Annotated in this window: 28 protein-coding genes and 5 pseudogenes; 9 read left to right on the top strand and 24 right to left on the bottom strand. The window is 35.8% G+C overall.

Going from position 1 to position 26,410, the window contains the following annotated elements:
* Nucleotides 1-131 precede the first annotated feature (131 nt).
* From SB773_RS28425 to SB773_RS28455, 7 genes and pseudogenes are all read right to left on the bottom strand, one after another.
* Complete coding sequence (locus tag SB773_RS28425; RefSeq protein ID WP_000540371.1) at nucleotides 132-242, bottom strand: YjcZ family sporulation protein; 111 nt, start codon at nucleotides 240-242, stop codon at nucleotides 132-134.
* A gap of 738 nt (nucleotides 243-980) precedes the next feature.
* Nucleotides 981-1,076 (bottom strand): annotated as a pseudogene (locus tag SB773_RS28430) (YjcZ family sporulation protein); the annotation flags it as partial.
* A gap of 293 nt (nucleotides 1,077-1,369) precedes the next feature.
* Nucleotides 1,370-2,350 (bottom strand): alpha/beta hydrolase, encoded by a 981-nt coding sequence (locus SB773_RS28435; RefSeq protein ID WP_002190246.1) that lies wholly within the window; start codon nucleotides 2,348-2,350, stop codon nucleotides 1,370-1,372.
* A 181-nt stretch (nucleotides 2,351-2,531) separates the two neighbouring features.
* Nucleotides 2,532-3,899: a sensor histidine kinase gene (locus tag SB773_RS28440; RefSeq protein ID WP_098273790.1), complete on the bottom strand. Its 1,368-nt coding sequence runs from the start codon at nucleotides 3,897-3,899 to the stop codon at nucleotides 2,532-2,534.
* Nucleotides 3,896-4,570 carry a response regulator transcription factor gene (locus SB773_RS28445; protein WP_410593530.1) on the bottom strand — a complete coding sequence of 225 codons (675 nt, stop codon included), beginning with the start codon at nucleotides 4,568-4,570 and terminating at the stop codon, nucleotides 3,896-3,898. Before SB773_RS28445 ends, SB773_RS28440 begins: the two co-directional genes overlap by 4 nt.
* Before the next feature lie 386 nt (nucleotides 4,571-4,956).
* Nucleotides 4,957-5,202: pseudogene (locus tag SB773_RS28450) on the bottom strand (GNAT family N-acetyltransferase); the annotation flags it as partial.
* 147 nt (nucleotides 5,203-5,349) lie between these two features.
* Nucleotides 5,350-6,237, bottom strand: a complete 888-nt coding sequence (locus SB773_RS28455) for a LysR substrate-binding domain-containing protein (protein ID WP_410593532.1) — start codon at nucleotides 6,235-6,237, stop codon at nucleotides 5,350-5,352.
* Nucleotides 6,238-6,379: 142 nt separating this feature from the next.
* On the opposite strand from SB773_RS28455, the gene SB773_RS28460 reads away from it, so the two are divergent.
* Both SB773_RS28460 and SB773_RS28465 read left to right on the top strand, forming a co-directional pair.
* Nucleotides 6,380-7,138: an NAD-dependent epimerase/dehydratase family protein gene (locus tag SB773_RS28460; RefSeq protein ID WP_060749103.1), complete on the top strand. Its 759-nt coding sequence runs from the start codon at nucleotides 6,380-6,382 to the stop codon at nucleotides 7,136-7,138.
* Nucleotides 7,139-7,618: 480 nt separating this feature from the next.
* Nucleotides 7,619-7,843: a hypothetical protein gene (locus SB773_RS28465; protein WP_002190252.1), complete on the top strand. Its 225-nt coding sequence runs from the start codon at nucleotides 7,619-7,621 to the stop codon at nucleotides 7,841-7,843.
* Nucleotides 7,844-7,941: 98 nt separating this feature from the next.
* Here SB773_RS28465 and SB773_RS28470 read toward each other — a convergent pair whose 3' ends face one another.
* The 3 genes from SB773_RS28470 to SB773_RS28480 all read right to left on the bottom strand — a co-directional run bounded on the left by SB773_RS28470 (nucleotide 7,942) and on the right by SB773_RS28480 (nucleotide 9,341).
* Complete coding sequence (locus SB773_RS28470; RefSeq protein ID WP_002146495.1) at nucleotides 7,942-8,199, bottom strand: DUF3963 domain-containing protein; 258 nt, start codon at nucleotides 8,197-8,199, stop codon at nucleotides 7,942-7,944.
* A 166-nt stretch (nucleotides 8,200-8,365) separates the two neighbouring features.
* Nucleotides 8,366-8,875: a phage tail protein gene (locus SB773_RS28475; protein ID WP_078176688.1), complete on the bottom strand. Its 510-nt coding sequence runs from the start codon at nucleotides 8,873-8,875 to the stop codon at nucleotides 8,366-8,368.
* Entirely contained in the window at nucleotides 8,862-9,341 is a 480-nt protein-coding gene (locus tag SB773_RS28480) for a GyrI-like domain-containing protein (protein ID WP_016091906.1), read from the bottom strand. Before SB773_RS28480 ends, SB773_RS28475 begins: the two co-directional genes overlap by 14 nt.
* 110 nt (nucleotides 9,342-9,451) lie before the next feature.
* Here SB773_RS28480 and SB773_RS28485 point away from each other — a divergent pair, with 110 nt between their 5' ends.
* The gene (locus tag SB773_RS28485) at nucleotides 9,452-10,387 is read left to right on the top strand and encodes a helix-turn-helix transcriptional regulator (RefSeq protein ID WP_410593536.1); all 936 of its coding nucleotides are present in this window, start codon (nucleotides 9,452-9,454) and stop codon (nucleotides 10,385-10,387) included.
* A gap of 291 nt (nucleotides 10,388-10,678) precedes the next feature.
* On the opposite strand, the gene SB773_RS28490 is transcribed toward SB773_RS28485, so the two are convergent.
* From SB773_RS28490 to SB773_RS28530, 9 genes and pseudogenes are all read right to left on the bottom strand, one after another.
* The gene (locus tag SB773_RS28490) at nucleotides 10,679-11,998 is read right to left on the bottom strand and encodes an aromatic amino acid transport family protein (RefSeq protein ID WP_410593539.1); all 1,320 of its coding nucleotides are present in this window, start codon (nucleotides 11,996-11,998) and stop codon (nucleotides 10,679-10,681) included.
* Nucleotides 11,999-12,145: 147 nt separating this feature from the next.
* A pseudogene (locus tag SB773_RS28495) lies at nucleotides 12,146-12,282 on the bottom strand (L-serine ammonia-lyase, iron-sulfur-dependent, subunit alpha); the annotation flags it as partial.
* An 876-nt stretch (nucleotides 12,283-13,158) separates the two neighbouring features.
* Nucleotides 13,159-13,908, bottom strand: a complete 750-nt coding sequence (locus tag SB773_RS28500) for an ABC transporter permease (RefSeq protein ID WP_002014105.1) — start codon at nucleotides 13,906-13,908, stop codon at nucleotides 13,159-13,161.
* Complete coding sequence (locus SB773_RS28505) at nucleotides 13,909-14,670, bottom strand: ABC transporter ATP-binding protein (protein WP_113769644.1); 762 nt, start codon at nucleotides 14,668-14,670, stop codon at nucleotides 13,909-13,911.
* Between the two features lie 169 nt (nucleotides 14,671-14,839).
* Nucleotides 14,840-15,181, bottom strand: a complete 342-nt coding sequence (locus SB773_RS28510; RefSeq protein ID WP_002014108.1) for a DUF1048 domain-containing protein — start codon at nucleotides 15,179-15,181, stop codon at nucleotides 14,840-14,842.
* A 75-nt stretch (nucleotides 15,182-15,256) separates the two neighbouring features.
* The gene (locus SB773_RS28515; RefSeq protein ID WP_002128372.1) at nucleotides 15,257-15,577 is read right to left on the bottom strand and encodes a PadR family transcriptional regulator; all 321 of its coding nucleotides are present in this window, start codon (nucleotides 15,575-15,577) and stop codon (nucleotides 15,257-15,259) included.
* A gap of 737 nt (nucleotides 15,578-16,314) precedes the next feature.
* Complete coding sequence (gene hcp, locus SB773_RS28520; RefSeq protein ID WP_410593544.1) at nucleotides 16,315-17,601, bottom strand: hydroxylamine reductase; 1,287 nt, start codon at nucleotides 17,599-17,601, stop codon at nucleotides 16,315-16,317.
* Nucleotides 17,602-18,337: 736 nt separating this feature from the next.
* Nucleotides 18,338-19,111 carry a BcII family subclass B1 metallo-beta-lactamase gene (gene bla2, locus SB773_RS28525; protein ID WP_410593546.1) on the bottom strand — a complete coding sequence of 258 codons (774 nt, stop codon included), beginning with the start codon at nucleotides 19,109-19,111 and terminating at the stop codon, nucleotides 18,338-18,340.
* A 143-nt stretch (nucleotides 19,112-19,254) separates the two neighbouring features.
* Nucleotides 19,255-19,536, bottom strand: coding sequence for a MazG nucleotide pyrophosphohydrolase domain-containing protein (locus tag SB773_RS28530; protein WP_002137547.1), 282 nt, complete (start codon nucleotides 19,534-19,536; stop codon nucleotides 19,255-19,257).
* Nucleotides 19,537-19,660: 124 nt separating this feature from the next.
* Here SB773_RS28530 and SB773_RS28535 point away from each other — a divergent pair, with 124 nt between their 5' ends.
* On the top strand, nucleotides 19,661-19,951 hold the full coding sequence (locus tag SB773_RS28535) for a DUF3784 domain-containing protein (RefSeq protein ID WP_410593549.1): 291 nt from the start codon (nucleotides 19,661-19,663) through the stop codon (nucleotides 19,949-19,951).
* Nucleotides 19,952-19,980: 29 nt separating this feature from the next.
* On the opposite strand, the gene SB773_RS28540 is transcribed toward SB773_RS28535, so the two are convergent.
* Entirely contained in the window at nucleotides 19,981-20,250 is a 270-nt protein-coding gene (locus SB773_RS28540; RefSeq protein WP_410593554.1) for a hypothetical protein, read from the bottom strand.
* 292 nt (nucleotides 20,251-20,542) lie between these two features.
* Between SB773_RS28540 and SB773_RS28545 the strand changes: the two genes are divergently transcribed.
* A complete protein-coding gene (locus tag SB773_RS28545) occupies nucleotides 20,543-20,737 on the top strand; it encodes a hypothetical protein (RefSeq protein ID WP_131245389.1) in 195 nt (64 codons plus the stop codon).
* Nucleotides 20,738-20,847: 110 nt separating this feature from the next.
* Nucleotides 20,848-21,885: pseudogene (locus tag SB773_RS28550) on the top strand (serine hydrolase domain-containing protein).
* A gap of 200 nt (nucleotides 21,886-22,085) precedes the next feature.
* Here SB773_RS28550 and SB773_RS28555 read toward each other — a convergent pair.
* From SB773_RS28555 to yeiL, 4 genes and pseudogenes are all read right to left on the bottom strand, one after another.
* Nucleotides 22,086-22,334, bottom strand: coding sequence for a hypothetical protein (locus SB773_RS28555; protein ID WP_002087603.1), 249 nt, complete (start codon nucleotides 22,332-22,334; stop codon nucleotides 22,086-22,088).
* Between the two features lie 296 nt (nucleotides 22,335-22,630).
* Nucleotides 22,631-23,665: a flavin-containing monooxygenase gene (locus SB773_RS28560; protein WP_131245386.1), complete on the bottom strand. Its 1,035-nt coding sequence runs from the start codon at nucleotides 23,663-23,665 to the stop codon at nucleotides 22,631-22,633.
* Nucleotides 23,666-23,796: 131 nt separating this feature from the next.
* Nucleotides 23,797-23,982 (bottom strand): annotated as a pseudogene (locus tag SB773_RS28565) (metallophosphoesterase family protein); the annotation flags it as partial.
* A 21-nt stretch (nucleotides 23,983-24,003) separates the two neighbouring features.
* Nucleotides 24,004-24,696 carry a transcriptional regulator YeiL gene (gene yeiL / locus SB773_RS28570; protein WP_131245385.1) on the bottom strand — a complete coding sequence of 231 codons (693 nt, stop codon included), beginning with the start codon at nucleotides 24,694-24,696 and terminating at the stop codon, nucleotides 24,004-24,006.
* A 108-nt stretch (nucleotides 24,697-24,804) separates the two neighbouring features.
* Between yeiL and SB773_RS28575 the strand changes: the two genes are divergently transcribed.
* The 3 genes from SB773_RS28575 to SB773_RS28585 all read left to right on the top strand — a co-directional run bounded on the left by SB773_RS28575 (nucleotide 24,805) and on the right by SB773_RS28585 (nucleotide 26,313).
* Nucleotides 24,805-25,251 (top strand): DMT family transporter, encoded by a 447-nt coding sequence (locus SB773_RS28575; RefSeq protein WP_131245384.1) that lies wholly within the window; start codon nucleotides 24,805-24,807, stop codon nucleotides 25,249-25,251.
* A gap of 13 nt (nucleotides 25,252-25,264) precedes the next feature.
* Nucleotides 25,265-25,729, top strand: a complete 465-nt coding sequence (locus SB773_RS28580; RefSeq protein ID WP_002014128.1) for a DMT family transporter — start codon at nucleotides 25,265-25,267, stop codon at nucleotides 25,727-25,729.
* 104 nt (nucleotides 25,730-25,833) lie between these two features.
* Nucleotides 25,834-26,313: a hypothetical protein gene (locus tag SB773_RS28585; RefSeq protein ID WP_002128384.1), complete on the top strand. Its 480-nt coding sequence runs from the start codon at nucleotides 25,834-25,836 to the stop codon at nucleotides 26,311-26,313.
* The last annotated feature ends 97 nt before the right edge of the window (nucleotides 26,314-26,410 follow it).

Genomic DNA, 26,410 nt, shown 5'->3' on the forward strand with positions numbered 1-26,410 from the left:
CTATACAAGATAATAAAAAACTACGTGGAAAGACCGCATTTTGTATAAAAATATACGTTAAGTTGATGGATGTGTGGGGAGACCCCATAAAGAAAAGACACCCATATAAGAGTGTCTTTTTCAATAGCTTTTTAGCAGAAGCAACTGCATCCGATAATGATTAATAAAATAAATAATACAACAAGTAAAGCAAATCCTCCAGCAAAACCGCAGCCTTCGCCGCAACTACCACCATATCCCATAATAATATTTCCTCCTTTAGATAAGAGGGTGAAACTAGGGTTTATTCCATGTATTTTAACGGGTTCACTTTACCTTATGTTTTTACGCCTGAATTGAGCAGGTCCTAAAAAAAAGACGCCATAAGGCGTCCCCCACAATTGGGTAGATAAGGTTTAGTTTTCCAATTTAAAGAAATTATGTATCACACCTTGAGAGTATATCATAATATATGTTAAATTTAATATTCTATGCATTATTACATAAAAAAAAGACACCCTAAGGTGCCTTCCTCCGACTTGAACCACTTTAATTTAATAATATGTATTGGACATTAAGTAAACACGTCCTATAAAACAGAATCATTTATTTTCAACAGATTGTTAGTGTACAAATACAAGAGAATCGAGATCGTTTGTTTGGCTAGATTAAAGCAACGCCACACCTATATGGTTGAGATGTGTTACGCCTTCTAATCGGAGAATCAGCTTTATAGAACGTGTCCACAATTTATATTTTACTACATGTAATATTTATTTTATGTAATTTTTACAAATATGTATAATTACATAAAATTCACGAGAAAAAGAGAGTATACTTTGATATTGTGTAATAAAGATAAGACCCACCTACGGAAATAGGTGGGGTTTTTGTTGGGCATTACTATCTCATTGCACAAAAGGGAATTTGCATTAAAATGATATCATATTCTTAGAGTTCTTATATTGAGAAAAAAGACATTCTTATGAGTGCCCCTTTTTTTAGTAACCGAATCCGCCGCTACCGCCGCTCCAACAACTACATCCTATAATGATTAACAGGATGAATAGAACGATCAGTAAAGCAAATCCGCCACCTAACTGTCTACGCTTAAAGACTAAAGTTACCTTTAGCCCTCCAAGACTCGCTACGAGCGAATGGCTAGTTCTTACTCGACGGGAATCCCACCCGTTATATGATACGACCTAGGCTCGGCCACACACCTGCCTCGTTAGTTAATATGAAAATGAAACCCAATGTCTTTCAGGCGAAAGTATAATCTTGGTTTGGAAATATACAACTGTTTGGACATAAAAAAGACCATCGAAATGATGATCTTGCAGACTGTAGACAAATGCATAAAATAACGGATGGACCTTTCTCTGAACACTTACTTTACTTCTTTCATAAATAGTCTAACGTTTTCAGCGATTTCTTTGAATTTGGTATGGTGTAAATAATGTGATCCATCCATGGTTACTACTTTTCCATGTACCGAGTCTTTGATCTGCCCTTCATGCAGAGGTATCCATCCTGCTACATCTTCATTATTCGCTTGTACAAAGAGAAGAAGTGGAAGATATTTAGGGAAGATTAAACCTTGAGCCCCTTTAAAATTAGACGAAATATGATCCATCTCATTCAAGGTTGTGTCATTATACATGTTTTTATTCGAAATCATTTTCATTTGCTCTACGGTTTTTTCATCAAATGCCAGTCCAGCATAGGGGTCAGCACTGATTTTCATAGCCAATCTTAAGAGACCTGATTTTTTGAGATATGCAAACGTTTTTAATGGGAAATTGATATCCATACCCGGTTGTGTTGCAACACTGCTATCGATTCCGACAAATGCAGTCACCTCGTTTGGATATTTGTTCACATAATCAATTCCATAAATGCCTGTAATGGAGTGGCCCATGAGCATGTATCTGTTAATATTAAGCTGCTGTAGAGCTTCATGAACTTCACTTACCATATTCTCCGTGGTTCGCTCTTTTACAGTTTCATCACTTAATCCATAACCGAAAGGCTCTACCGCAACAACTTTGTAAAATGGAGATAATTCATCGATAAGAAGCTTAAAATCAAGCCCTGGAGTAGCTGTTCCATAACCAGGCAGGAGCACGATCGTTTCCTCGCCCTCGCCTTGAATTAACACATTCATGTTTTTCCCGTCTACAGATACGTGCTGCCCGTAGGGCACTATTCGTTTTTGCTCCGAATGACTACTCATCACATTTACGATATAAACAATACCTAAAAAAAGTACAATCGCTAGAACGATTGCTCCTATGATTTTAAGTAAGATGTTTCGCACTTTCTTTATTTTCATTCCACTCAGCGTTTTCTTTTCCTCTTGTTGTGTCACTTTCATCTTCTCCTGTCCTGATCAGTTTGCCTTCCTTCATGTGCCTGTAATGAAAACTTAACCAATGAAGATGTACTCACCATGACGACAATATGAACTGAATATGAACTGCCAAAAAAATGCTACGGCTCTATATGCAAGTAAGCTTGCATATGAGTCGTAGCATAGAGAATGAATCTAACTAATCTGTTGGTGTAGTGATTGGCAAGGTGACAATGAAGGTCGTTCCTTGACCAAGTTCACTTTTCACTCGGATGTCACCTTGATGAAGCGACACGATCTGTTTAACGATAGCGAGTCCCATACCACTTCCGTCATACTTACGACTGTGGGAACGATCGGCCTTAAAAAAACGCTCGAATATACGCTTCTGGTCGTCAAGGTGAATACCAATACCAGTGTCGGATATTAGGATTGTGACGTTTTTGATATCTTGTTTGATGCTTACGTTAATCACGCCGGCATCCTCGGAAAATTTGATGCTATTTCTGAGGATATTCGTCCATACCTGATTTAACAGGTCATGATCAGCCGTTACTTTAACTGTCTGTAAATCAAGCTCGAAATGTATATCGCGAGCAGACCATTGTGGCTGGAGCGCCACGATTATCCGTCGGATTTGTTCATCGAGGCTGAGCGTGACGAGCCGCAGTTGCTTTGACTGCGATTCAAGAAAACTCAGCTTTAGCAGGTTATCGCTCATTTTGGACATCCTTTTCGCTTCAGCGATGATAATATCAAGATAACGGCTTCGTTCGTATTCTGAAAGGTCAACTTGCTTAAGCACTAGAGCATAACCGGATATCGAAGTGAGCGGAGACTGAACCTCGTGCGACACGTTCGTTACGAATTCCCTGCGCATCTGCTCAAGTTGCTGCAGATCGTGCATCATTTCTTCGAAGCTGCGAGCCAAAGTACCCAGCTCACTCGTTTGCTTAATATTCAACTTGACGTTGAAATCTCCAGATGCTATCCGCCTGGTCGCTTTTGTCAGCTTTTTTATCGGTCTTACCAGGAATACAGAGGCAACTAGAATCAATAAGCTTCCTGCAATCAACGAACATGTTGCAAAGACCAATGCCCACTTTGTGACAAAAGAGGCTGAAGGAGGGGCGAGCGCTTCCAAAAATATCGCTTTCGTTCCCATTTCCGTTTTCAACGGCAACCCTAAGAGGACCGTGGCAATACCATTAGGAGTGTCCTGAACAACACCTCCATCTAATACTTTCTTTAGCTGCTCCATCGTCACAGGCGCAGGTTTGTGTCCGTGAAGTTTACCGTAAGACTTGAACTGACCCGTTGCTTCGTAAATTCGAATATAATAAGAATCGAGCTGCTTCATTTCACTTACGAACAAGTCCGCTTCACGTAACGGAAAGGTCTTGTAAATCCGGACGATGTCTTGGCCAAAGTTACGTGAGTTGATTTGAGCGTTTTCGTTCAATTTATCTTCGAATATCCAAGTTGACACCAAAAAAGAAATGATCGTGCCCCCGATGATGGAGACTAAAAATGTCAGGACAACACGTATATATAAGGATCTAATCATTCATAAACCTCAAGCCGATACCCAAGCCCGCGCACCGTTTCGATCCGAAAATCGGGTGTTGTCGCGAACCGTTCACGCAGCCGTTTAATATGTACGTCTACCGTTCGATCATCTCCGGCGTAATCGATACCCCAAATCTGATCGATCAACTGCACGCGCGTATAGACTTGTCCGGGTGTTCCAGCGAGCTTATACAGCAATTCGAACTCCTTTAGCGGCAACTTAAGCGACTCCGTCCCGTTCATCACCTTATAGGTCTGTCGATCAAGGATGACGTTCCCGAAATGGATCTTCTGCGTGGAGCCAATCTTGTATCGTTTGAGTAGTGCCCTAACACGAACCGTCAACTCTAACGGATCGAATGGTTTGGTTAAATAATCGTCCGTCCCAAGTTCGAAACCTTTCACTTTCTCCCATGTTTCTCCTCTCGCAGTCAGCATAAGTAAAGGTAAATCAGGATTGGCTCTTCGGAGCTCCTTGCTTAACGTCCAACCATCCATAATCGGCATCATAATGTCAAGTACGACAAGATCGACATTCGTTGAGCTGTAGACGGCCAGTGCTTCCTTGCCGTCCGCTGCTTCAGCTGTTGCGAATCCGTCGTTGCGTAGAAATAAACAGACGAGTTCGCGAATGTTCGCATCGTCGTCAGCAACTAGTATAGTAGGCATCGGTTCCCTCTTTTCCCTGTTTTCCACCGCATTATTTCAAGCAATCATTATACTATAAATTAACACGTATGTTGATTAACCAAAGTAATACAATTTCTTGATTTATCGACCTGTAGAATTCAAGTGTTTCTTTCAAACTAATTTGCCACTCAATTGACAAGGCTTCACAAAGAAACAGGCATGTGAAACCTGCAAATGACAAGCGTTTATTTTGTCTTTTGGCCTTGTGCACGAAGAAATTCCAGCAAAGCATAGGCAATTATAGCTGTGAATAACTGATTGAACAACGCATTGGATGTTGTGCCAAACAATACGGGAACGTTCAAATTCAGCTAAATCCAGCGAAAAAATGATTCAATTGCCCAGCGCGATTTGTACATGGCGGCGATTCCTTCGGACAGATAGATTGATAGAACGCATATTCCCCAAACTACTCCAGTAATTACACCATCTGAAATAACACGTCCCATACCCACTAATTATTTTTCATCAAATGCGTAAATGGCGTATCAACTTTGATTGCACATTCGTTCCAAATCATTACTTGTTAATTTAAGTGAATTCCACCATAAAGATTCATATAGGTTTAGTAATTAGTCAAAGTTATTAGGGTGTTCTGTCGCATAATTTATATATCACTATATATTTACCTTCTGATTTTTGTATATTATAGTTCTACATCGACACATAATATATAACTTTTTCTCATTGCTTATTGAATTAATCTGCTCCGTTCAAGAAGAACCATATCAGTTTAAATAACTCAGATTTTGGCAAAATTAAATTGATTCAAATGATACCCACCTTTTAGTAATCTCAGAAAATTTCTTAGTCGCGAGTGAGGTTGGTTTTCTTATAGCTAATCCAATAGTTCGATAGCTATCACTTTCAAGTGGAATTGCTGCAAAAGAAATTTTTGATGTCGGTATAATCATTTCTGGCAATATACTAATTCCTAGATTATTCTCCACCATGGAGATCACTGAGTATTCATTCATATTTTCGAATCTAATATTGGGGCTAACTTTATTCTCCCTAAATATTTTTTGAATATCATCATAGCACTGATATGTTGGCATAATAAAAGGTACATTTTCTATTTGTTGCATTGATACTTGGTTTTCCTTACATAATGGGGATTGGTTAGATACAACACATACAAGTCGATCCCTCTTCAATTGTACGATTTCAAAGGATTTTTCAAATGATTCAAAATAAGTATCATTATTAATAAATCCACAATCTAATCTCCCGTTTTGTAACCAATTCTCAACCTCAGCATAGTTTCCTTCCAGTAATTCGATTTCAATATTTGGAAACTTTTCCTCCATTTTTTTAAGAATACCAGGAATCCAGTTTTTAGAAATACTCGAAAAAACCCCCACTCTTACTGTTCCTTTTTGGAACCCATTGATAGCGGCTACTTCCTGCTTCAGCATGTTGTTATAGTATAAAATTTTCCGAACGGTAATTAAAAGCTCCTCTGCATTTTTGGTCAATGTTAAAGTAGAGTGATTACGAATAAATAAAGGAAAGGAAAACTCTTTTTCCAAACTGCTAATTGCATGACTTACAGCAGATTGGGTGAAACCTAACACTTCTGCAGCTTTTGTAAAACTATTGAGTTCTGCCACTTTGTTAAATATTTCATATTTTGTTAAAGTCACTATGGTCCTCCTCATGAATTTTATTCATGTCTCCATTATATTTCTTCGTTTTATTTAATGCCATTACCAACATACAATAAGTGCATGCTCTATTATATGACCCTTGACAAGGGATGTATTTTTTATGGAAGGATGAAGTGAAATGCAAAAAATTTTAGTTACAGGTGCTGCAGGTAAGATTGGCCAAGATGTTACAAGATTCCTAGATAAGCAAGGGAATTACCAGTTACGGCTAGCAGATATTAACTTATCTGCTTTAGAAACTTTTAAAGATACAAATCATGAAATCATATATTTAGATGTTTCTGATTTAGCTGCTTGTCAAGAATTTACGAAAGGTATAGATATAGTTATACACTTGGCAGGTAATCCTTCGCCAAATGCTGATTTTTATGGCTCCTTATTAGAAAATCATATAAAGGGAACCTATAATATTTTTAGAGCTGCTAGTGATAATAATGTATCCAAAGTGATAGTTGCTTCCAGTGCTCAAACAATTGAAGGCTATCCTTTGGATTATCAACCACATGCTTATTCACCCACGAGACCCAAAAATATGTACGGGGTAAGTAAGTGTTTTGCAGAGGCTGTTGCTTCTTATTTTGCTTATGAAGAAGGGTTACAAAGTCTTGCTATTCGTATAGGTGCATATGATGATTATAATCCATATGGTAAACCACTAACAGCTAGAGATATGAGTGCATACTTAAGCCCAGAAGATTTTATGGACCTTCTCTTAAAGTCGATGACGGCAAAGAACTTACCTCCATTTTCAATTTTACATGGTGTATCTAACAACAGGTTTAAACGAATTGATATTGAAGGAACAAGAAAGTTAGTTGGTTATAACCCAAGTTCTGATGCTTTTGCACTAAGTGGTATTAAGTTTTTTGATGCTTGATAAAGGCATATCTAGAAAAGAGATTATATTATTGTTATTTAGCTTTTATTTGTTCTATTTTCAATAGCTACAGTTTCTATAATCATAAATATTCCAATTCTCTCAGATAGGGCACACTATTCTTCTGTCTCATTTGTGGAACAACTCTATTGTCACCACTAGTTCCACAGATGTTCTTTTCCTTTTCAACATAATGGGGTAGCACCACATGGCTATCAACCTAAAATTTTATAGTATCCCCAAAACGAGAAAATTGGCATCTCCAGATGAAAATATACATTTTTTATTTTTGGGATACTAGTTTCATTAGCTTGATGGGCATATTGGTGAAACCCCGAAATGGACATTTTGGTAGGCAATTCTTCTTCTCTTAAAATAACCTTAAATATATTATAGATTTAAGAATATTAGAAAAATAAATGGTATAATTTTCTAAAACATCCTGAATAAAGTTGATTTTAGAAAAGGAGTAGAGAGGAAATGTTTCAGAAGCTCAAATTTTATTTACTCAGTCTTGTAATTAGTTCAATGTTAGGTGGGATTATCATAGGTGCTAATTTCTTGGTCCATAACATCTACTATTTAGTTGTAGGTAAAGAATTTCATTTTAATATGTGGTCTTCCATTATTATATTTAGTATCGTATTTATTTCGGGTTTCTCGTATATGTTGAAAAAGGGTCCAGATATACTTGTTAATGATTAAACCAATAGTACTTATCGTAGGCGCTACCATGATCTGGTTGGCGTCTTGTTTGTTGTTAAGGAAAGATAACAAAACAAAAGTTACTTAATCACAAGGCTTTAAAAGTAACCTATCCATAGTGATATTAAAGTTACTACTAACAGGGCAAGAAGAAATATGATATTTCGAATCCACTTTTGTATATCATCAAAATACCGTTCTATAAATGCAACGTTGATATAAAACATGAGAAATACAACAAAGAAGGTAAAGTTACCAAATTTATCATTCAATTTTTCATTAGTAAATGTGCTTACATGAAGGAATAGTAAAGCAAAAGTTACTAAGAATAACTCAAATAGCCTTTTTTTGCTCACGCCACCACCACCCTACAGTAATTTCCTTTCGTTCTATTTTATCTGAACGTAGTGTGTAGCAGACTATGAATATTATACTTATGTAAAAAAAGGCTAACAATTCAAGATTGTTAGCCTTAATCGCGCCTTTTAAAAGAATAACTCAATACAACAAATGACTGATTCTTCAACTTGCAATATATTCTCCTTTAATTACAAAAAACGAACCTCGAATTGTTCCAGCAAGTTTAGACTTCTGTCTAGCAAACTTAAACTTCTCTACTAACTCCGTTGGTATCTCCATTCCCTCAGAAAGCTTAAATCCAACGGCCCGCTTCTTTGGGTTATCCAACGTATACATGACGTTGACTGCAAGACCATCCTCATAGAAGACATAGGCAAATTTAATATTTTCCACTTGAAAACACGATGTTTCTAAAGGTTTTGCCGCAAACTCAATATCACGTTCTTCTTTCAAAATGCGGTTCACATAATCAAGAGTCTTCTCGCTTTCACTAGCTGGTACAACCGTAAATTCATGCTTGTATTTATTCATAAAGTAACGTGCTTCATGGGCACGTAAACCAGCAAGTGCTTCTGCTACAGGTGAAGACTCCATGCCAGCTGTAGTTACGTTTTTAAAATCAACGATATCGGACAATTCCATCTCTCCTTTTAACACTTTACTTCCTAACAACTGGAATCCATATTTCACCAAATACTAAGCCGTTTCGCTGCCCCATCTCAACTGTTGTATTTGGCCCACCAACATAGGCAAAATCTTTTACTTCAGCTAATGCTTGACCAAATGCAATACCAGTAAGCTTATTACTTAGCTCCTCAGCTGTATTGCCTTCCCCTTTAACTACTAGGTATTCTCCCCTCGGAAACTGGATAACTCTAGATTCTTCTTGTATCGTTGCCTCTGTCATGACACCAGCGTAATACATCATCTTGTTATTCACCGCTTCACTCACAGAAAAAATGTAATCATTTGTAGCTAAAGCTTTTAAAGTGTCCAACCTTCCATCTTGTTCGACGGCCAGCCAAAAGTCTGCCTTTTCCTTGTTTATGCCCGCAAAGTCTGTATAGTGGCTCTTAAGTTCAGTTCCAATGCCTAACACGATAAAGCTATCTTTTTCTTCTATTGTATAATTTTTCATATTTAAAACCTTCCTCACTTTTAAATTGATCAAACGATTTATCTTTTCACTTGATGAGTTTATAATATCCTTAAATCATGTCAAAAAATGATACTGTTTAGGAGACCAACATGAAAAAAGTTGAACGGATTAATACCATCATGCGGTACATCAACAACCGCTCCCGCTTTACAATTTCTGAAATCATACGAGAATTTAACATCTCACGATCGACAGCTATTAGAGACATTAGAGAGATTGAAGCCATGGGGATGCCGCTCGTCGCTGAAGTTGGAAGGGATGGTGGCTATTTTGTCATGCATAACTCTATCCTGCCCGTTGTTCGCTTTACTGATAATGAGGTCAAAGCTCTTTTTATTGCCTTTATGGCCACAAGAAATCAACAACTTCCCTATCTAAAGAGTCGTCAGTCTTTAGCCGAAAAACTACTAGGACTCATCTCAGAAATCCAGCAAGATGACCTTGTTCTTTTAAATCAAATCTTGCTTTTTGAAGGGACCAATCCCTATAATCCCGACCTACTTGAGCTTTCTGACCTCCCCCATCCTATGTTAGAAAAACTCATCCAAATCCTTCTTTTGGATAGCCATTTATTGATTACCGTAAAAGAAGAGGAGGAAATCAAGTCTTATCCAATTTATCTACTACACCTTTATCAAGAAAAAAGCCATTGGATAATTGAAGCCTTTGACATAAAGGAAGAAAAAAAGAAGATGCTCCCTGTCGATCATCTCATCAATGTCGAACCCTATACGATGAAAAAGAGATTAAGTAAGAAAGACGAAGCAATCAACCTTGTACTTGAACTTGGTCCAAAAGCGATTGCCCAGTTCAAAAAATACCATCCTATAAAAATTTCTATTTCCTATACAAATCCTTATCAATCCACAGCCATTCTAAAGACTTTTATCAATGTTAACAATCTCGATGAATTAACAGAGATAACAAATTGGCTACTTTTCCTAGGCAAGGATATCAAAATCAGGGAAGTGCCTGAAGAAGTGTTAGAAGGTTTAAAAGCGAGATTATGTTTATACTGCCCATAAGCAGTGACCAGTTACACCCAAAATAATATTGAGTTTGACTAGATGCCAGTTACCTCTATTTAAATACCTAGTAAAAACATTTTATTCGCTACCGCTGCCTTAAACGCTCTTCTAAGAATAACGCCAACAAAAAAAGACATGAACTAATCTTTGTTCATGTCTTTTTATATTAGAGTTTTACCCTCATTAAATTACTTGTTTAAAATTCGAATGTGGATTTATCTTATCCATAATCTCTTTCATTCTTTTTTCATATCCCACTATTTTTGAACTAAAACCAACAATAGTGAATTAGAATAATGACTTAATACTTGCTAGGACAGTAAGTATACCTATAATAATGACAAATACATTGCTCATTTTCCCTCTATATTTAGCCAGTACTGGTACTTTACGAATCGCATACATTGGTAATAGACATAAAATAGCAGCTACTAATGGACCGCTAAGGGCATCAATGATTCCAAGAATACTTGGATTTGCATAAGCAACATACCAACATGTTAATACGACAAAAGTAAGAATCATTGTCTTAACTGTTTTTTCTCCTATATCTTTCCCACGTGTTTTACCGGACTTGATAATCATATCACGCATTACTTCATATGCTCCTATATAATGGCCAAGGAAAGACTTTGTTATAGCCACAAAAGCAATGATAGGAGCTACAATAGTGATTACAGGTGAATTAAGCTCATTAGCAAGATATGATAGGATTGATAAGTTTTGTTCTTTAGCCATCATAAGATCTTTTGGAGTTAAACTCAGTGCACTGCTCCAAACAAAGAACATAACAACGACGAATGTCATAATATAACAAACTTTTTGTATTTGAGCACATTTGGCATCAGTAGCTTCTATTCCATAGGTAGCTCTCTGTTTCATAACAAATGACGAAATCAGAGGAGAATGATTAAATGAGAATACTATGATTGGCAGTATCATCAATATCACTCCAAAATACCCTGTTCCTGTTGAAGCAGTAGAAACGCTTGAAAAACTAAGCATTGACGTATTCCATTGTGGAATTAAAGATATTGAAATAAAAAGTAAAGAAGCTATGAAAGGATATACTAGCATGCTCATTACCTTTACAATGATATCTTGACCAAAGTTTAGTATAGCGATAAGACCGAGTACTAATATAAGCGATAAAATGGCCCTTGAAGGCTCCTTCATATGCAATTGATGCACGATAAAACTACTTGCAGTATTTGTAAGTGCAACCGAATACATCAGCACGATCGTATAAATTGAAACGAAATATACTATGTTAAAAATTATACTTGCCTTATTTCCAAAATACTCTCTTATTGTACCCGTGATCCCCTCATCAGCAGAATTAGAAGCGTATATCATTTTAGCAAGTGCCCTATGTGAGTAATACATAACAGGAAATGCAAGTATCGTAATTAACAGTAATGATAATAAACCACCTGAACCTGCATTAATCGGTAAAAAGAGCACCCCTGCTCCAATTGCTGTTCCAAAAAGGCTCAATGCCCAGGTAGTATCTTGTTTATGCCACTTTTTAGGATCTAGATATTTCTCATTTTTCACTGCAGTATTTTCAGCTTGAAATTCTATTTTTTTTGCAGTATTCCCATTCATATAATAAATCCCCCTTGTATCCTATTCTTACGTCTCTTTTTAGGCTTAAGAATATAGACCATTCTTAAAAAATGAACCGCTTACTTGATGCACCATATTGTAAACGATTCCACCTAAAGCTGTCTCTCTTAATGTGCGAGGCATTTATCCTCCAACCCTATACTTCGTCAGCATTGATGATATTGTTTACACCAGCTAATACGATGTCCGCTGCTACTAAACTATTTTGAAGAAATTCCCCCTCTGGTCACACACCTTTCTGCAATTAATCGTTTCAGTCTGTCCAATTTAAAAATGTTTGATATTTTCTCCGTAGGTAATCGGTTACCTCTCGACGCCCTCATTATAACGTTTATATTTACGAGTCTAATATTTTTTTATTTTTAGAAAGACAGAATAAACAGAATTATGAATAGATAATAAATTACAATTGCTATGTAGCAATTGTGTCCATTGTTTGAAGCTGTATTAGTTAATAGAAAAGTAAACATAATACAGAGTTCCTTTCGTTAACACATTGATTATATTAGGAACTCGTTATAAAGATACTTATATTTCCCTTTGCTTTCACATCATATCTTTGACATGAAGCTGTTGTAATAAATAATACACATTGATGTAAAGGAATAAATTTAGAAAACATAAAATTATTCCATTGAATTTTCATTACATATAACGAATTAATATTCATTTTTCAGAAAAGAAGAACTTTTCCAAAGGAGCCTACGCACCTTATATAATCGTTATCATGTTAAGCCTGTTAAAAGAATTACACCATAAGTTTCCATTTACTATATGTAATATTTATTAAGTGTAGTTTTTTCTAAATATGCATAATTACATATTTAGAAAAAGAGAGTATACTTTCGAATTGTGTAGTAAAGATATAGCCCACCTACGGAAATAGGTGGGCTTTTCATGTATAAAAATTGCATTTATTATATGGCAATTAGAATTGAGGTCAAAATACTATCTCTTCCCTTTTAACTCTCTCAGTCTGCTTTTTCTCAACGTCTGAGCCTACTTACGTACCAACTGCATAACCAGTAAGAATACTAACAATTATAGCAATAACTAAGATTAATGTGATTTAAATCCATTTTCCCATATATATATTATTCCAGAAGGTTTAGTTGCCATTGTGCACCGAACTGGTGGTGTTACCCTAACTGACGTTTAAATGCTTTGCCGGCGAAGAAGTAAGCGATAACCATAATGCCCACACACCAAGCAAGTGCAATCCAAATATCGTTGCCAACAGTCCCTTCATATAAGAGGGCACGAATCGCATTTACGATTGAAGTCACAGGCTGGTTTTCAGCGAACGCACGAACAATTTTTGGCATAGTTTCGGTAGGAACAAAGGCCGAACTAATAAAGGGCAGAAAAATTAGTGGGTACGAGTAGGCTGTCGCCCCTTCCATAGACTTCGCTGTCAACCCAGGAATGATAGCCAACCATGTCAGCGCCAGCGTAAACATCCCGAGTATTCCAGCTACCGCGAGCCAATCCAGAATATTAGCACTGGAACGGAAGCCCATTAAGAGCGCAACAAGAATAACCACCACGATAGTAAGCACATTAGCAACAAGTGATGTTAATACGTGAGCCCATAATACCGACGAACGCTTGATAGGCATAGTAATGAAACGTGCCATCAGCCCGCTCTTTACATCCGTAAACAACCGTACGGATGTGTAAGCGACACCGGATGCGATAGCCATCAGCAAGATTCCCGGCAATAAATAATTGACGTAGTTATCCGTTCCTGTCTTTATGGCGCCGCCAAATACGTAGACAAACAACAGCATCATCATAATCGGCGTAATCGCTACCGTAATAATTGTATCTGGACTGCGCATGATGTTGCGCATTAAGCGCCCTAATAATACCCCTGTTTTGCTCTTCATTTACATCTCCTCCTTTTTGCCAATGATCGCAAGGAAAATTTCTTCCAATGTCGGCTGCTTCTCGATATACTCCACTTTTGTTGGCGGGAACATCTCTTTAAGTTCTGTAAGAGTACCAGTCGTAATAATTTTTCCGCCATGCAAGATAGCGATACGGTCCGCCAGTTGTTCGGCTTCCTCGAGGTACTGGGTCGTGAGCAAGATAGTTGTGCCGCCGCCGGCAAGTTCCTTGACGGTATCCCATACTTCAATCCGCGCTTCGGGGTCAAGCCCTGTCGTCGGTTCATCGAGAAAAATGACTGCTGGCGCCCCAATCAAACTCATCGCGATGTCAAGCCGGCGCTTCATCCCACCTGAATACTGGTCTGCCCTCTGGTTGGCTGCATCAGTCAGGCTAAATCTTGCAAGCAAATTATCAGCGACTTGAGCAGGACTAGAAACTCCACGCAAATTGGCAATCATTATCAAGTTTTCTCTCCCCGTGAGCATTCCGTCTAAAGCTGCAAACTGCCCTGTCAGACTGATACTTTGACGAACATGATCAGGTTGACGCTGAACGTCAAAACCACAAATACCTACTTCGCCGCCATCTTGCTTCATCAGCGTCGAGAGGATATTGACTATTGTCGTCTTGCCCGCTCCATTTGAGCCCAGCAGTGCGAAAATTTCGCCACGCTGCACTTCAAAATCTACCCCTTTTAACACTTCCTTATCTTTAAAGGATTTTTTTAATCCTTTTACAGAAATCGCTGTATTGGTCATACTTTTTTCCTCCTTAAAAAATGTTTTGTAAAGCTAGACTGCCTACACTCCTCTATTTAGTATTACTGATATTCTGTATTACTTAGTACCGATTTAAAAATATAACTGAATAGCGATGGCGGCAATTCACATTTGTAACCAGCTAATCAGTCGGTATTACCTGTTGCATTTATTTTTTTCTCAATTGCTTCATGATACTTTCATTCAAATCTTCACGATACTTGGAAACATAAGTTTTAGCGTTTGCCACTAGTTCGTCAGCAAAGGATGCCACGTCCTCTCCAGTGATTTCTAGCACTTGTCTGCCTTCCGCCGCACCGGCTTCAAACAAATCGATTAGTTCATACTGTATGTGTAGCATATCCATCCCGTTACCAGCTGAGAAATTCCACATGTAGTTTTGAATTTTCTTAAACACAAACTGATAGTCCTCTGGCAGAGCTCCAACCCGTGCCATCATCATTTTGTACTCTTTTTTATCACCAATTAATTTTTTGAACATTTCCAACATATTATTTTTCCTCCTTTTTTATAAAGCAGAACAAGAAACTCCCAAAATATCGGCCGAATATTTAATCTTATGAGGCTAGTTTGACTTCAAGACGTTAATTTTTGATGATACAAAATCCCATTTTCTCCAAAACAATTCAAGCTCCTGACGGCCATCCTCATTTAGTGAATAAAACTTGCGAGGCGGCCCCATGTCTGACGGTTTCTTTTCAATATTCACAAGTTTTTTCTTCTCTAATCGCACAAGGATGGTATAGACCGTTCCTTCCACGACTTCAGTAAACCCAAGCTCATTCAGGTGGCGGGTAATCTCATAGCCATAAGTTTCACGGCGGCTAATGATTTCCAGAACACATCCTTCCAGCGAACCTTTCAGCATTTCAGTTAAATTTTCCATATTCTGATCCTCCTTTACCCCCTATTATGTCTGACTTATATTCAGTACCACAGAGTACTAAGGCTAATTTTTACTGAATAGCATTTGAGAAACCTCACTATTCAGTATTACTTATTACAACTACATTGTATGACTAAGTAATTGGAATGTCAACTCGATTTTTAAATTTTTTCTTAAATCCGCTTTTGCCTAGTGGATACTGAATATATTTTTAAAAACCACGCTATTCAGTATTACTTATTACCACTATATTGTATGACTATGTAGATAGAATGTCAAATCAATTTTTAAATTTTTTCTTAAATCCGCTATTATCTATTGGATACTGCCTATTTTCTTCTTAAGAACTCTCACCACATACCTATCCAGCTAAGAAAAGGAAATACCCAAAACAAAAATTCCGCATTTTTATTTTGGGCGTTATAATATTCCGAAGTTAATGAATGTAGATAGCTCTCCTTATTAAAAAGCCGGATCATTTTTTTGTTCTTCTACTAATGCACCTGTGCATCTAATACATGAGCTTGCGAATACATACAAACTCTTTATAAAGTGAAACTTTAATCTGTGGGGGGTTTTGTTCATCCCCCACTAATTATTAGCCCTCACCAATCGGGCGTTTACGGGCAACAGGGCTCCCACCTAACTTCTTTGCTCCAGCTGAATTTTGAGGTGGGAGTTTTACTGCCCGCAAATAGCGGGATAAAGTCAACTCTTCATATAGGACATCCTTTTTGTTACGATAACATCATATTCATATCTTCTGCTGCGGTTGTAATTAGTTTTAAACCGAACGTCTCTTGTAATACATCAAGCACACCAGGTGAAATAAATTCAGGTGCCTTTGGACCAATGCGAATATCTTGAATACCAAGACTAAATAGCCCAAGTAAAATGGCAACCGCTTTTTGTTCAAACCATGATAGAACAATACTCACTGGCAATTCATTCACTTCACATTGAAAAGCATCAGCTAAAGCGGCCGCTATTTTCACTGTAGAAATTGAATTATTACATTGTCCTAAGTCAATGTAACGTGGAATCTCCGTACCGGGCACAACGCCATAACTTACATCATTAAAGCGGAATTTCCCACAGGAAGTTGTTAAAATAACCGTTTCTGGCGGAAGTGACGTTGCTAATTCACGATAGTATTCCCCGCCTTTTCCTGGTGCATCACAACCTGCGATAACAAAGAAACGCTTAATTTCCCCTTCCTTTACTGCCTCAATAATTTCTGGAGCTAATGATAATACTGTATTATGATGAAACCCTGTTACTAACTGTTCATCCGACTCCATATGTACTTCTGGAAGTTCTAGCGCTTTTTGAATCACTGGTGTAAAATCGTCATTTTCAATTTTTTGTACGCCCTCTAAGCCTGCAATATCATATGAAAAGAATCGATCAGAGTATGATCCTTTAATTGGCATAACACAGTTCGTTGTAGCTAATATAGCACCAGTGAATTTTTCGAAAAGTCGTCGTTGATCGTACCATGCCTTACCAATGTTTCCTTTTAAATGTTTATATTTTTTCAGTTGTGGATATCCGTGTGCTGGTAGCATTTCAGAATGCGTATAAATGTTAATTTCTTTTCCTTCTGTTTGCTTTAATAACTCTTCTAATGCAAATAAATTATGACCAGTAACTACAATTGCCTTACCTTCTACATGGTTCTGCGTAATTTGAACAGGCTCCGGAACACCAAAGTGATTCGTATGTGCCTCATCTAATAACTCCATTACTCGTAAAGCCGATTTCCCTACTTTCATAGCCATATCAATATGTTCTTGTTCATTAAAGTTAGAATTTGTTAATGTCATATATAGCGCTTCTTGAGTTGTAGCATCTACAAATGCATCTGTATACCCTAGCTGCGCAGCATGCGTACGATAAGCCGCTATTCCTTTTAATCCAAACACAATCGTATCTTGTAAACTTGCAATTGTTTCATTCTTACCACAAACACCCATCACTTTACATCCGCCTGTTGGCGTTTGTTCACATTGATAACAAAACATATCATCCCACCCTCTCCCAATCATTCATTACAAATCAAGCATAATACCCATCAGGAAAAAAGGATGTGATATCAATCACAATAATATATATAAATTTGTGACAGTTCATATTGTTGACATAATATTTTTACTGACACTAAAAAACATACAGAAAAATGGACACCTTTGTTGATGCTTTCAAATAGCTAGATAATTGATTTAGAGAACTATTAGCAACTAATAAGCATACAAAAACGCTATTCTTTCTATCATTCAACAGAAAGAATAGCGTTTTTTCATTTTGAAGAACTATCAATTTTTTGATTAAAGATTTTATAGGAAACCTCTTTATTTACAATACATTTACACCATCTTAACATTTTTCACATTATTTATATGATATATTTATATAGAAACTACTTAAGAAATTTCATGTACATTGTTATCTTTATGATCTCTTATTTAATTGATAAGAGGTCATGTTATATTTTTATAACAGGGGTGAATTAGGATGACTGAAACATTAAAGACACTTATAATGCTTGATGTTACTTACGTTATTATAGCAATTATGACGGTACTAGTATTTGTATATTTAGAATTAAAATCTCAGTAACATATTTAGGCGTAATCAATAGCTTCGGCATTTCAATATAGTTAAAAGAAAAAGAGGAGGAAATAGTTTTCTCCTCTCTTTTGTATTCCAAAAATTTCTTAAATCTACAATTCGCTTCATTATTACTTTATTTCTTGTTTCTTATTTCAACAAATCCAATGTATGTAAAAGTAATCCTCTGTCCCCTATTTCTCCATGACCAGGCACTACTAAGTTCATATTTCCATATCGGTTCAACACATTCTCAATCGATATCGACCATTCATTTACATATGCATCAGCAACATTCCCTAAATCTTTAGCTTCCGCAGATTTCACTAAACAGCCTCCAGCTAAAATGTTGTATTGCGGTAACCATACGACAATATTATCTTCTGTATGCCCTTTCCCTGGATAGAACGTTTCTACTTTTATATTTCCAAACTTCAAATTTGTAATTGTTTGTAGGTCTCCAAGTGGCTCCTCATATCCATTTTTCTTTGCTAGTTCCGCAGTTAATGCTGTACTATGCGCTTTAATGCCTCTTTCTTTCAACGTTTTTATCCCGCCAATTCGATCAGCATGCGCATGTGTAATAATGACATCCGTTACGCGCTTCTGAAATTTCTTTTCTACCATCTCTATTAGTTCCTTCGTTAACTTATCATCCCAAGAAGAATCGACAAGCACTAACCCTTTAGAAGTGTTAAGAACTAGACCGTTCGAAGGAACTGCTACTCCATTAAAATAACCTAACTCAGTATGAACCCATACATTTTTGTTTAACTGAGAAATTGAAATAGTTCCTGTCTCATTCTTTATTACTTTTTGCTCTAGCTTTTGTTCCGCTTTCACAGAAGAAATTGTGCTAACAAATTGAATTGTTCCTAGTAAACTAACACATACCCCTACTTTTAATAATGTATTCTTTTTCATTTTCTCCACCCTTTCTTTCAAACTAAATAGTTATTACCTATATTAGACAATTCGTCTCAAATGTTTGTTCCATCTTTTTTTACATATTTTTCATACCATTAATAAAACGCGCACAAAATTTTGTGCGCGTTTTAACTTTCCTTTTACCATTCACGTTTTTTATTAATCATCATTTTTTCTTCAAACGCCTTCTCTAAATCAATTTCTAACTTGTTTGCTAAATCACATACATTCCAAATTACATCAAACATTTCTAAACCAATCTCTCTTTTCGAATCTTGTATTTTATCACGCTTTAATATAACTTCCGCTAATTCACCTAATTCCGCCATCGCATACATCGTACGCTCTTCAATTGTTGTATCTTGAAATCCTTTTTCTTTACTGAAATTTAATACATATCTCTGGAATTCCACAATATTCATACTTAATCTCCCCTCATCACAAATACTCCATTTTTCTATTACACTTAAAATCAAAAATATATTTTGTTAAATTATAACATTCATACTATAATTTATTTATAGCCCATTAACGGAGGTGTTTCTGGTGACTCTCTTCGCGTATCCATCATTATTCATAATAGCAATCATTTCATTTGCATTGGCCTATTTCATAGGGGTAAAACAATACACTTGGCTCTTATCAGGATTCAATGAACGCCGTGTACCTGACAAAGTGAAGTTATCAAAAATAGTTGGTCTTTATAATTTAATTGCTGGTGTTATTGCCACAATTGGCAGTGTCTTCATTACTCCTAATGTTAAAATTATATTTCCCATCATTATTATTGGCCACGTTATAATCGCTGCTTATGTAAATACACGTATGGTTCAGTAAAAAAAGACCCTCCAATTGGATGATCTTTTTTATAACTTATCAACATATTGCTTCGCTTCTAGTATTGAAAAACCAAAAGCCTCTCTTACTCTCTTAATTGCTGTAACTGTTTTTCCTTCTTCCACAAGCTGGCGTAATTCTTTATTAATTTCAGGTTCTCTATCTACAATTCCCATTTCTTTCGAAATTAATTGTAATCTATCTTCCATCCTCTTTAAACGCGTATCTGTTTTCTTTTCGATTTTATTTAATTTTTCAGCGAGATACATAAATCCAAAGGCCGCTATCGGTATGACAATCCAAAATTCGAAGACTGTTCCTCCTCACTAGCATTGTTTTATTTAAGTAACTTATGTAAATTTTACCATAGGACACATTTAATGTATAATAGTAATATGCAACATTGTTGATAAAGTGAAACTTTAATCAGTGGGGGTTTTGTTCGTCCCCCACTGATTATTAGTCTTTACCAATCGGGCGTTTACGGGCAGCCCGACTCCCACCTAACTTCTTTGCCCCAGTCGAATTTTGAGGTGGGAGTTTTACTGCCCGTTAATGGGGATAAAACCTTTTATTTTAGGGGGACACTTTATGAAAAGATTTTTTAAGACGTTACTACAATTTGTAGTTCTTTCAATTGCACTACATTTGTTATTTGATATAGTTGGTTGGCTTGTTTTCAGTGCACCAATTAAAAACAAACAAATCTTTATTTCCTTTATAACAGCCTCATGGCTTATGTACATGTACAGAGATAAATTTTTTAAAGCATTTACTTCGAATTAACTTAAACTATGAAAACACTTCATCGATAAAAGATGAAGTGTTTTCCTTTTCTCTCTATTTACTACTGTATAATAAATTCAATATTCTGTTTTCAAAGGAAAGGAGTCACTATGAACTTAAAAAGTAACAATATATATGAGAAAATGAAACAATATTCTGTTTCAGGGTTAAGCTTTGCCATTATACGTGACGGTAAACTTGATGAAGCTACTGCTTTCGGAACACTTGAATCTGGAACAACTAGAACTGTCACTACGGATTCCATATTCAATTCTTGTTCTATTAGCAAATTCATCACTTCAATGCTTGTACTAACGTTATCAGATCAAGGAATCGTACATTTAGATGAAGACGTAAATGATAGACTCACATCTTGGAACATCCCTACCAATCTATTTACTTCACAGAAAAAAGTCACGCTGCGAAACTTATTAAGTCACCAATCTGGAATCATTGATCCTCCCAATAGTTTTGAACATTATAAGCTAGTGCAAGGAATACCTAAAATCCCTGAACTTCTTGCTGGTAAAACACTATATTGCCCCGTACCTATAGAGGTAACTTATAAACCAGAAAGCGAATTTCACTACTCTGACGCAAACTTTTGTATTATCGAACTACTACTTGAAAATATAACTGGAAAACGATTCAACCTTTTACTTGAAGAATATATCTTTCAACCACTTCAACTGAAGAATAGTACGGTATTCCCTACTGAAGATATAAATAAATTAGATACATTTGCTTGTGGACATAATAAAGATGGCACCGTTACAAATGAGAAGTATCCATTTTATCCATTCGCAGCTGCTTCAGGCATTTGGACAACACCAACTGACTTATCAACTTTAATTATTGAAATCATTCAGTCCTTACAGGGAAATAGCAAACTGGAACTTTCTTAAAAAACAGTACAAGATATGATTTCTCCTCAAGGATTCACCAAATGGACTGGGTTAGGTGTTTTTCTAGAGTATTCTAATGAAGACTTACAAATTCATTCACTTGGCTGGGGTGTTGGATTTCAATGTATGATGGTATGTAATCCATACCGAGGTAATGGCGCTGTTATTATGACGAACTCGGATTTAGGTGTTCATCAAAAGGATGGGATTATTGGTGAGATTTTAAAAATGTTATCCTTATAATTAACGAAGTAAAACAAAGAAAGAAGCTGATTCTCCCAGCTTCTTTCTTTATCCCGCATTAACGGGCAGTAAGACCCCCACCTCAAAATTCAGCGAAAGCAAAAAAGTTAGATGGGGGATCAACTGCCCGTAAAAGCCCGATTGGTTCAACTAATAATCAGTGGGGGATGAAGAAAACCCCCACTGATTAAAGTTTCACTTTATATAACATTTTTCACCACAATTTTAATATGTTCTGGTGCGATAATTTCAGTTATACTTTCTTGGAAATCTTCATGCAGCAGTTCTTCAATATGCTCTAACTGCACTTCGACATGTGTGCATTCTAAATTATGTATGTTTAATAGTGCATAATGATCTTTCTTCTTAATTACTAAATATTGATTTTCTTCTGTTATGAGTACAGAACCTAATCGTATTCCTAGTAGACGTTGATCATCAAACTTCACAATTTTTTCCCCTTTCCAACTGCGAATGTAATTACTATACAAAAAACCTAATTTAAGGAAAAGAATCTTATATAGACTATATCATAATTTACTAAAATATAAATATCATATTTTCTTTCAATAGAAATCCCCGTTTTTTTATATATTTCGATACAAAAAACTTTCTCAACAAAAAATTATAATTTTCAGTTTTTTATTTCATGAAAATCTATTATACTAAAGCTAATAAACGTTTGAAATGTTTGACCTCTCCTAATTCATGTACATATGGATGATCAGTAGCTGTTGCTACTGATCTATTTTTTGATTTCAGAAAGCAAATACACCGCATCCTTTCCTACACCACAAATAAGCGCAGAACCCCTTTGAGATTGCCACGGCAGTCCAATATAATACAATCCTCTTACTGGACTCATTCCCTTTGTATGATTAGGAAATCCATTCATATTCACTGCCTTTTCTATTTCAATCCATTTATAATCTTGAACAAAACCAGTTGACCATATAATACTTTGTGCACTATACGTGCCACCATTCTGAAACATAATATTATTTCCTGATGCACTTACCACTTTTCCCTGTAGTTTTATTGCTCCACTACGAATAAGTTCCTTACCTTCAAAACCAAAAATGGGATCCTTTCGCTTCTGAAACCACCTTCCTCTCTTTGTATGTATTTCAGCATACAATAAACCCATTTTTTCTAACCAATTAAAAATGCTTTTTCTAAAAAGATATAACGGTAAAAAGGTTAACGGATGACTTATAGCCATTGTAACTACATGAGTTTTTGCAAGTTCTACTGCTATTTGCATGCCTGAATTCCCACCACCTACTACAAGTACTTTTCCCTTTGGAATTTGTAATGGTGATTTATATTGTGATGAATGTATTTGAAAAATATGTGATGAAAGATGTTGTGAAAATGAGGGGGTGAATGGTTGCTGAAAACCACCTGATGCGATAATAACTTTTTTCGATTGTAAAGTTTCTGTAGGAGTGTGTAATTCAAATATTTCTTTCTCTTTTCTTATTTTTAAAACTTGAGTCTGTAATTGTACCGGCAATTGAAAATACCTTGCATATTCTTCTAAATAAATTGCAATTTTATCTTTACATGGAAATCCATTCCCTTCTCCTTTTAATATCATACCTGGTAAACTACTATATTCCCTTGGTGTGAAGAGCTGCAAAGAATCATAGCGGCCTCTCCAAGAATCGCCAATTCGGTTTCCCGCCTCAAGTAATAAGAAACTATATCCTTCCTGCTTCAAGTAGTATCCCATTGTTAATCCAGCTTGACCAGCTCCAACGATAATTATATCTTTCATTCCAATTCCTCCTTCTCACAAACACATGAATACATGTTCATATGTTCATACGTTTCCATAATCATAACATTTTATTTTTTTATAATTCAATATCTATCCAAAATAAAAAAGAGCAGTTCACTATAAAGTAAACTCCCCTTAATATGTATCATCTCGTTATTCATTAATATTTCAATTGTCCCTAAAGGATCTAACGGCCCATACACACTATCCCCTAAATTGATTATCATTTCGGCCTTGCGACGTTCAATATCTTTTAATACTGCTTTTAATGCGTGACTGTTCCCATGAATATCTGAAATTATAGCTATTTTCATCTAAATCCCCACTTTAATATATTATTTATATACGTCCGCCGCCAATTCCTTCAAAACATCCACATTCATCACTTCAAAGCAACCATTGTTTTTCTTTATAATCTCTTTATCACAAAAGGTATTTAATGTTCGTAATAAATGCCGATAACTCGTTCCTAACAATTCAGCTGTTTCCGTTAGATTCCCACTAAATACAATTCTATTTCCATGCTGAGCCGCTCGTTCCCCTGCTGCTAACATGTAACTCGCGAGTCTATTTTCAAGTGGATATAGTAAATTAATTGTACTATTTTTTGAAAGACGATTTAACTTATGGGCTAACGATCCACAAATACATCTTAAAAATTTCGCATCATGAAATAGCTGGTTTCTCACTTTCCCTAAAGGCAAGCCAACACAATACGAATCTGCCATGACTTGTACATTTGAAGCAGTCTTTTGAGAGTGAATTAATTCCACATCTCCTAGTAACTGCAAACTATCATAAAAACATAACAACACAGATTTCCCGTTACTTAACGTATTAAATGCTTTCGCTTTTCCTTCAACGAAAAAATATAAATAATCTATCTCTTCATTTTCTCTACAAATAAATTCATTCTTTTTAAAAAATATAAGTTCCATATATGGTTTCATATCACTACTAAAAAATGAATCAATATTATTTTGTTTCATATACTCTGCTAATTTAATAGAATTACATACTTTCTTCATAGTTCCCCCGCCTTTACAACTATCCCCATTGTAATTAAAATTTTCTTCTTCCACTATGACATATGTCATAGTAATACACAATTTCAACATGATACAGTCATTACAAATATGAAATATAAAGGGGCTATTACATTGTATAACTTTCTTTCTGTCTTTATTGGTGTGCTTATTGCCATTATGCTTCCATTGAACGGGATTTTATCTGAGTTAATTGGCAAGTATACAGCAAGCGTTGTCATTCACCTTGTCGGTTTAATTGCAGTTATTTTCGTTTTAATCATAAACAAAAATAAAATCCGCTTCGATAAAGGTATTCCACTTTTTTTATATAGCGCTGGAGCGATTGGAGTATTCACTGTTCTTTTTAACAACATAAGTTTCTCCGCCCTTGGTGCCTCTATTACGATCGCATTAAGTTTACTCGGTCAATCCATTGCTGCAATTGTTATTGATCACTTCGGCTTATTAGGAATGAAGGTTGCAAAGTTTGAAAAGAAAAAACTAATTGGATTATTATTCATCTCTTCTGGAATTATAGTCATGACAATTTATTAATGGAGGTAAGAAAATGTTATATATTTGTATCGCTATTTTAGCTGGTGTTTCTATCGTTGTTGCTAGAATTATTAACGCGAATTTAGCAAAGGAAATTGGAAATTGGGAAGGCACATTTTTCAATTATATTACTGGATTATTTTTCTCCATGTTATTTTTAATTTTCAGTTCAGATTCGTTGTATATTTCTAGTCATACGTTACAATCCATACCTATCGCTGTATACTTAGGCGGATTAGTAGGCGTTATCGTCATCTCATTATCAAACTATATTACTCCTAAAATATCAGCATTTTATTTAACGTTACTCATCTTTATCGGACAATTGTTTACGGGGACTATCATCGATTTCTTCCTGTCACACGAACTATCAACCGGAAAAATTATTGGTGGAATTCTCGTATTAATAGGGCTCACTTACAATTTACTCGTTGATCGCCCTATAAAAACCGTGAAGCATAACCACGTTCAACTATAATACTTTACGCTTACCTATCATATATTAATAGAAAAGCTCTTCACATGAAGCCATAGAGAGGAGAATACCCTATTAAGAAAATCATTTTATTGATAGGTAGCGCATTGATTGTTTTTGGAACCGTATGGTTTTTAAACTCTGGAAAATCTATTCAAGATCTCTATACAGCAAGTAAACCAAAGAAGAAAGCTACTATTATTTCAACTCAAAGAGACCCAAATGCACCTCCTGTTTTTTTAGGAAAACAGGAAATAAAAGATATACATGTGGAGTCGCTTAAGACAAAAAAATCTATCTTCCTTACAAAAACAGATGAATTAAAAACATTCATTAACAGTATGGATACAGCAAAAAAAGGCGATTTAACGCTAGATGAAGAAGGTTCTGATTTAGTAGATTGTAACATGTGGATTACTTTCCAAGATGGAACTTATAAACAATATTTAATTTGGATAGTAGATAACAACAGTAGTGAAGTTATGATTGCCCATCAAAACACTCCTGATGACGTAGACCTTACTTATTATCAATTAAATGAAGGTAATTCAAAAAAAGTATATAACTTATTTAAAAAGGTTATTTAATAGAAAAAGTCATGAGCTACTATGAAGTGACCCCCGAAAGTTAGACAGGTCGTTTCATTAGGCAGCCTCTAGGGTATGAGCCCGGTATTGTACCGGG

Source organism: Bacillus sp. SIMBA_074, from assembly GCF_046534555.1.
In the GTDB taxonomy this organism is placed as follows: domain Bacteria; phylum Bacillota; class Bacilli; order Bacillales; family Bacillaceae_G; genus Bacillus_A; species Bacillus_A mycoides.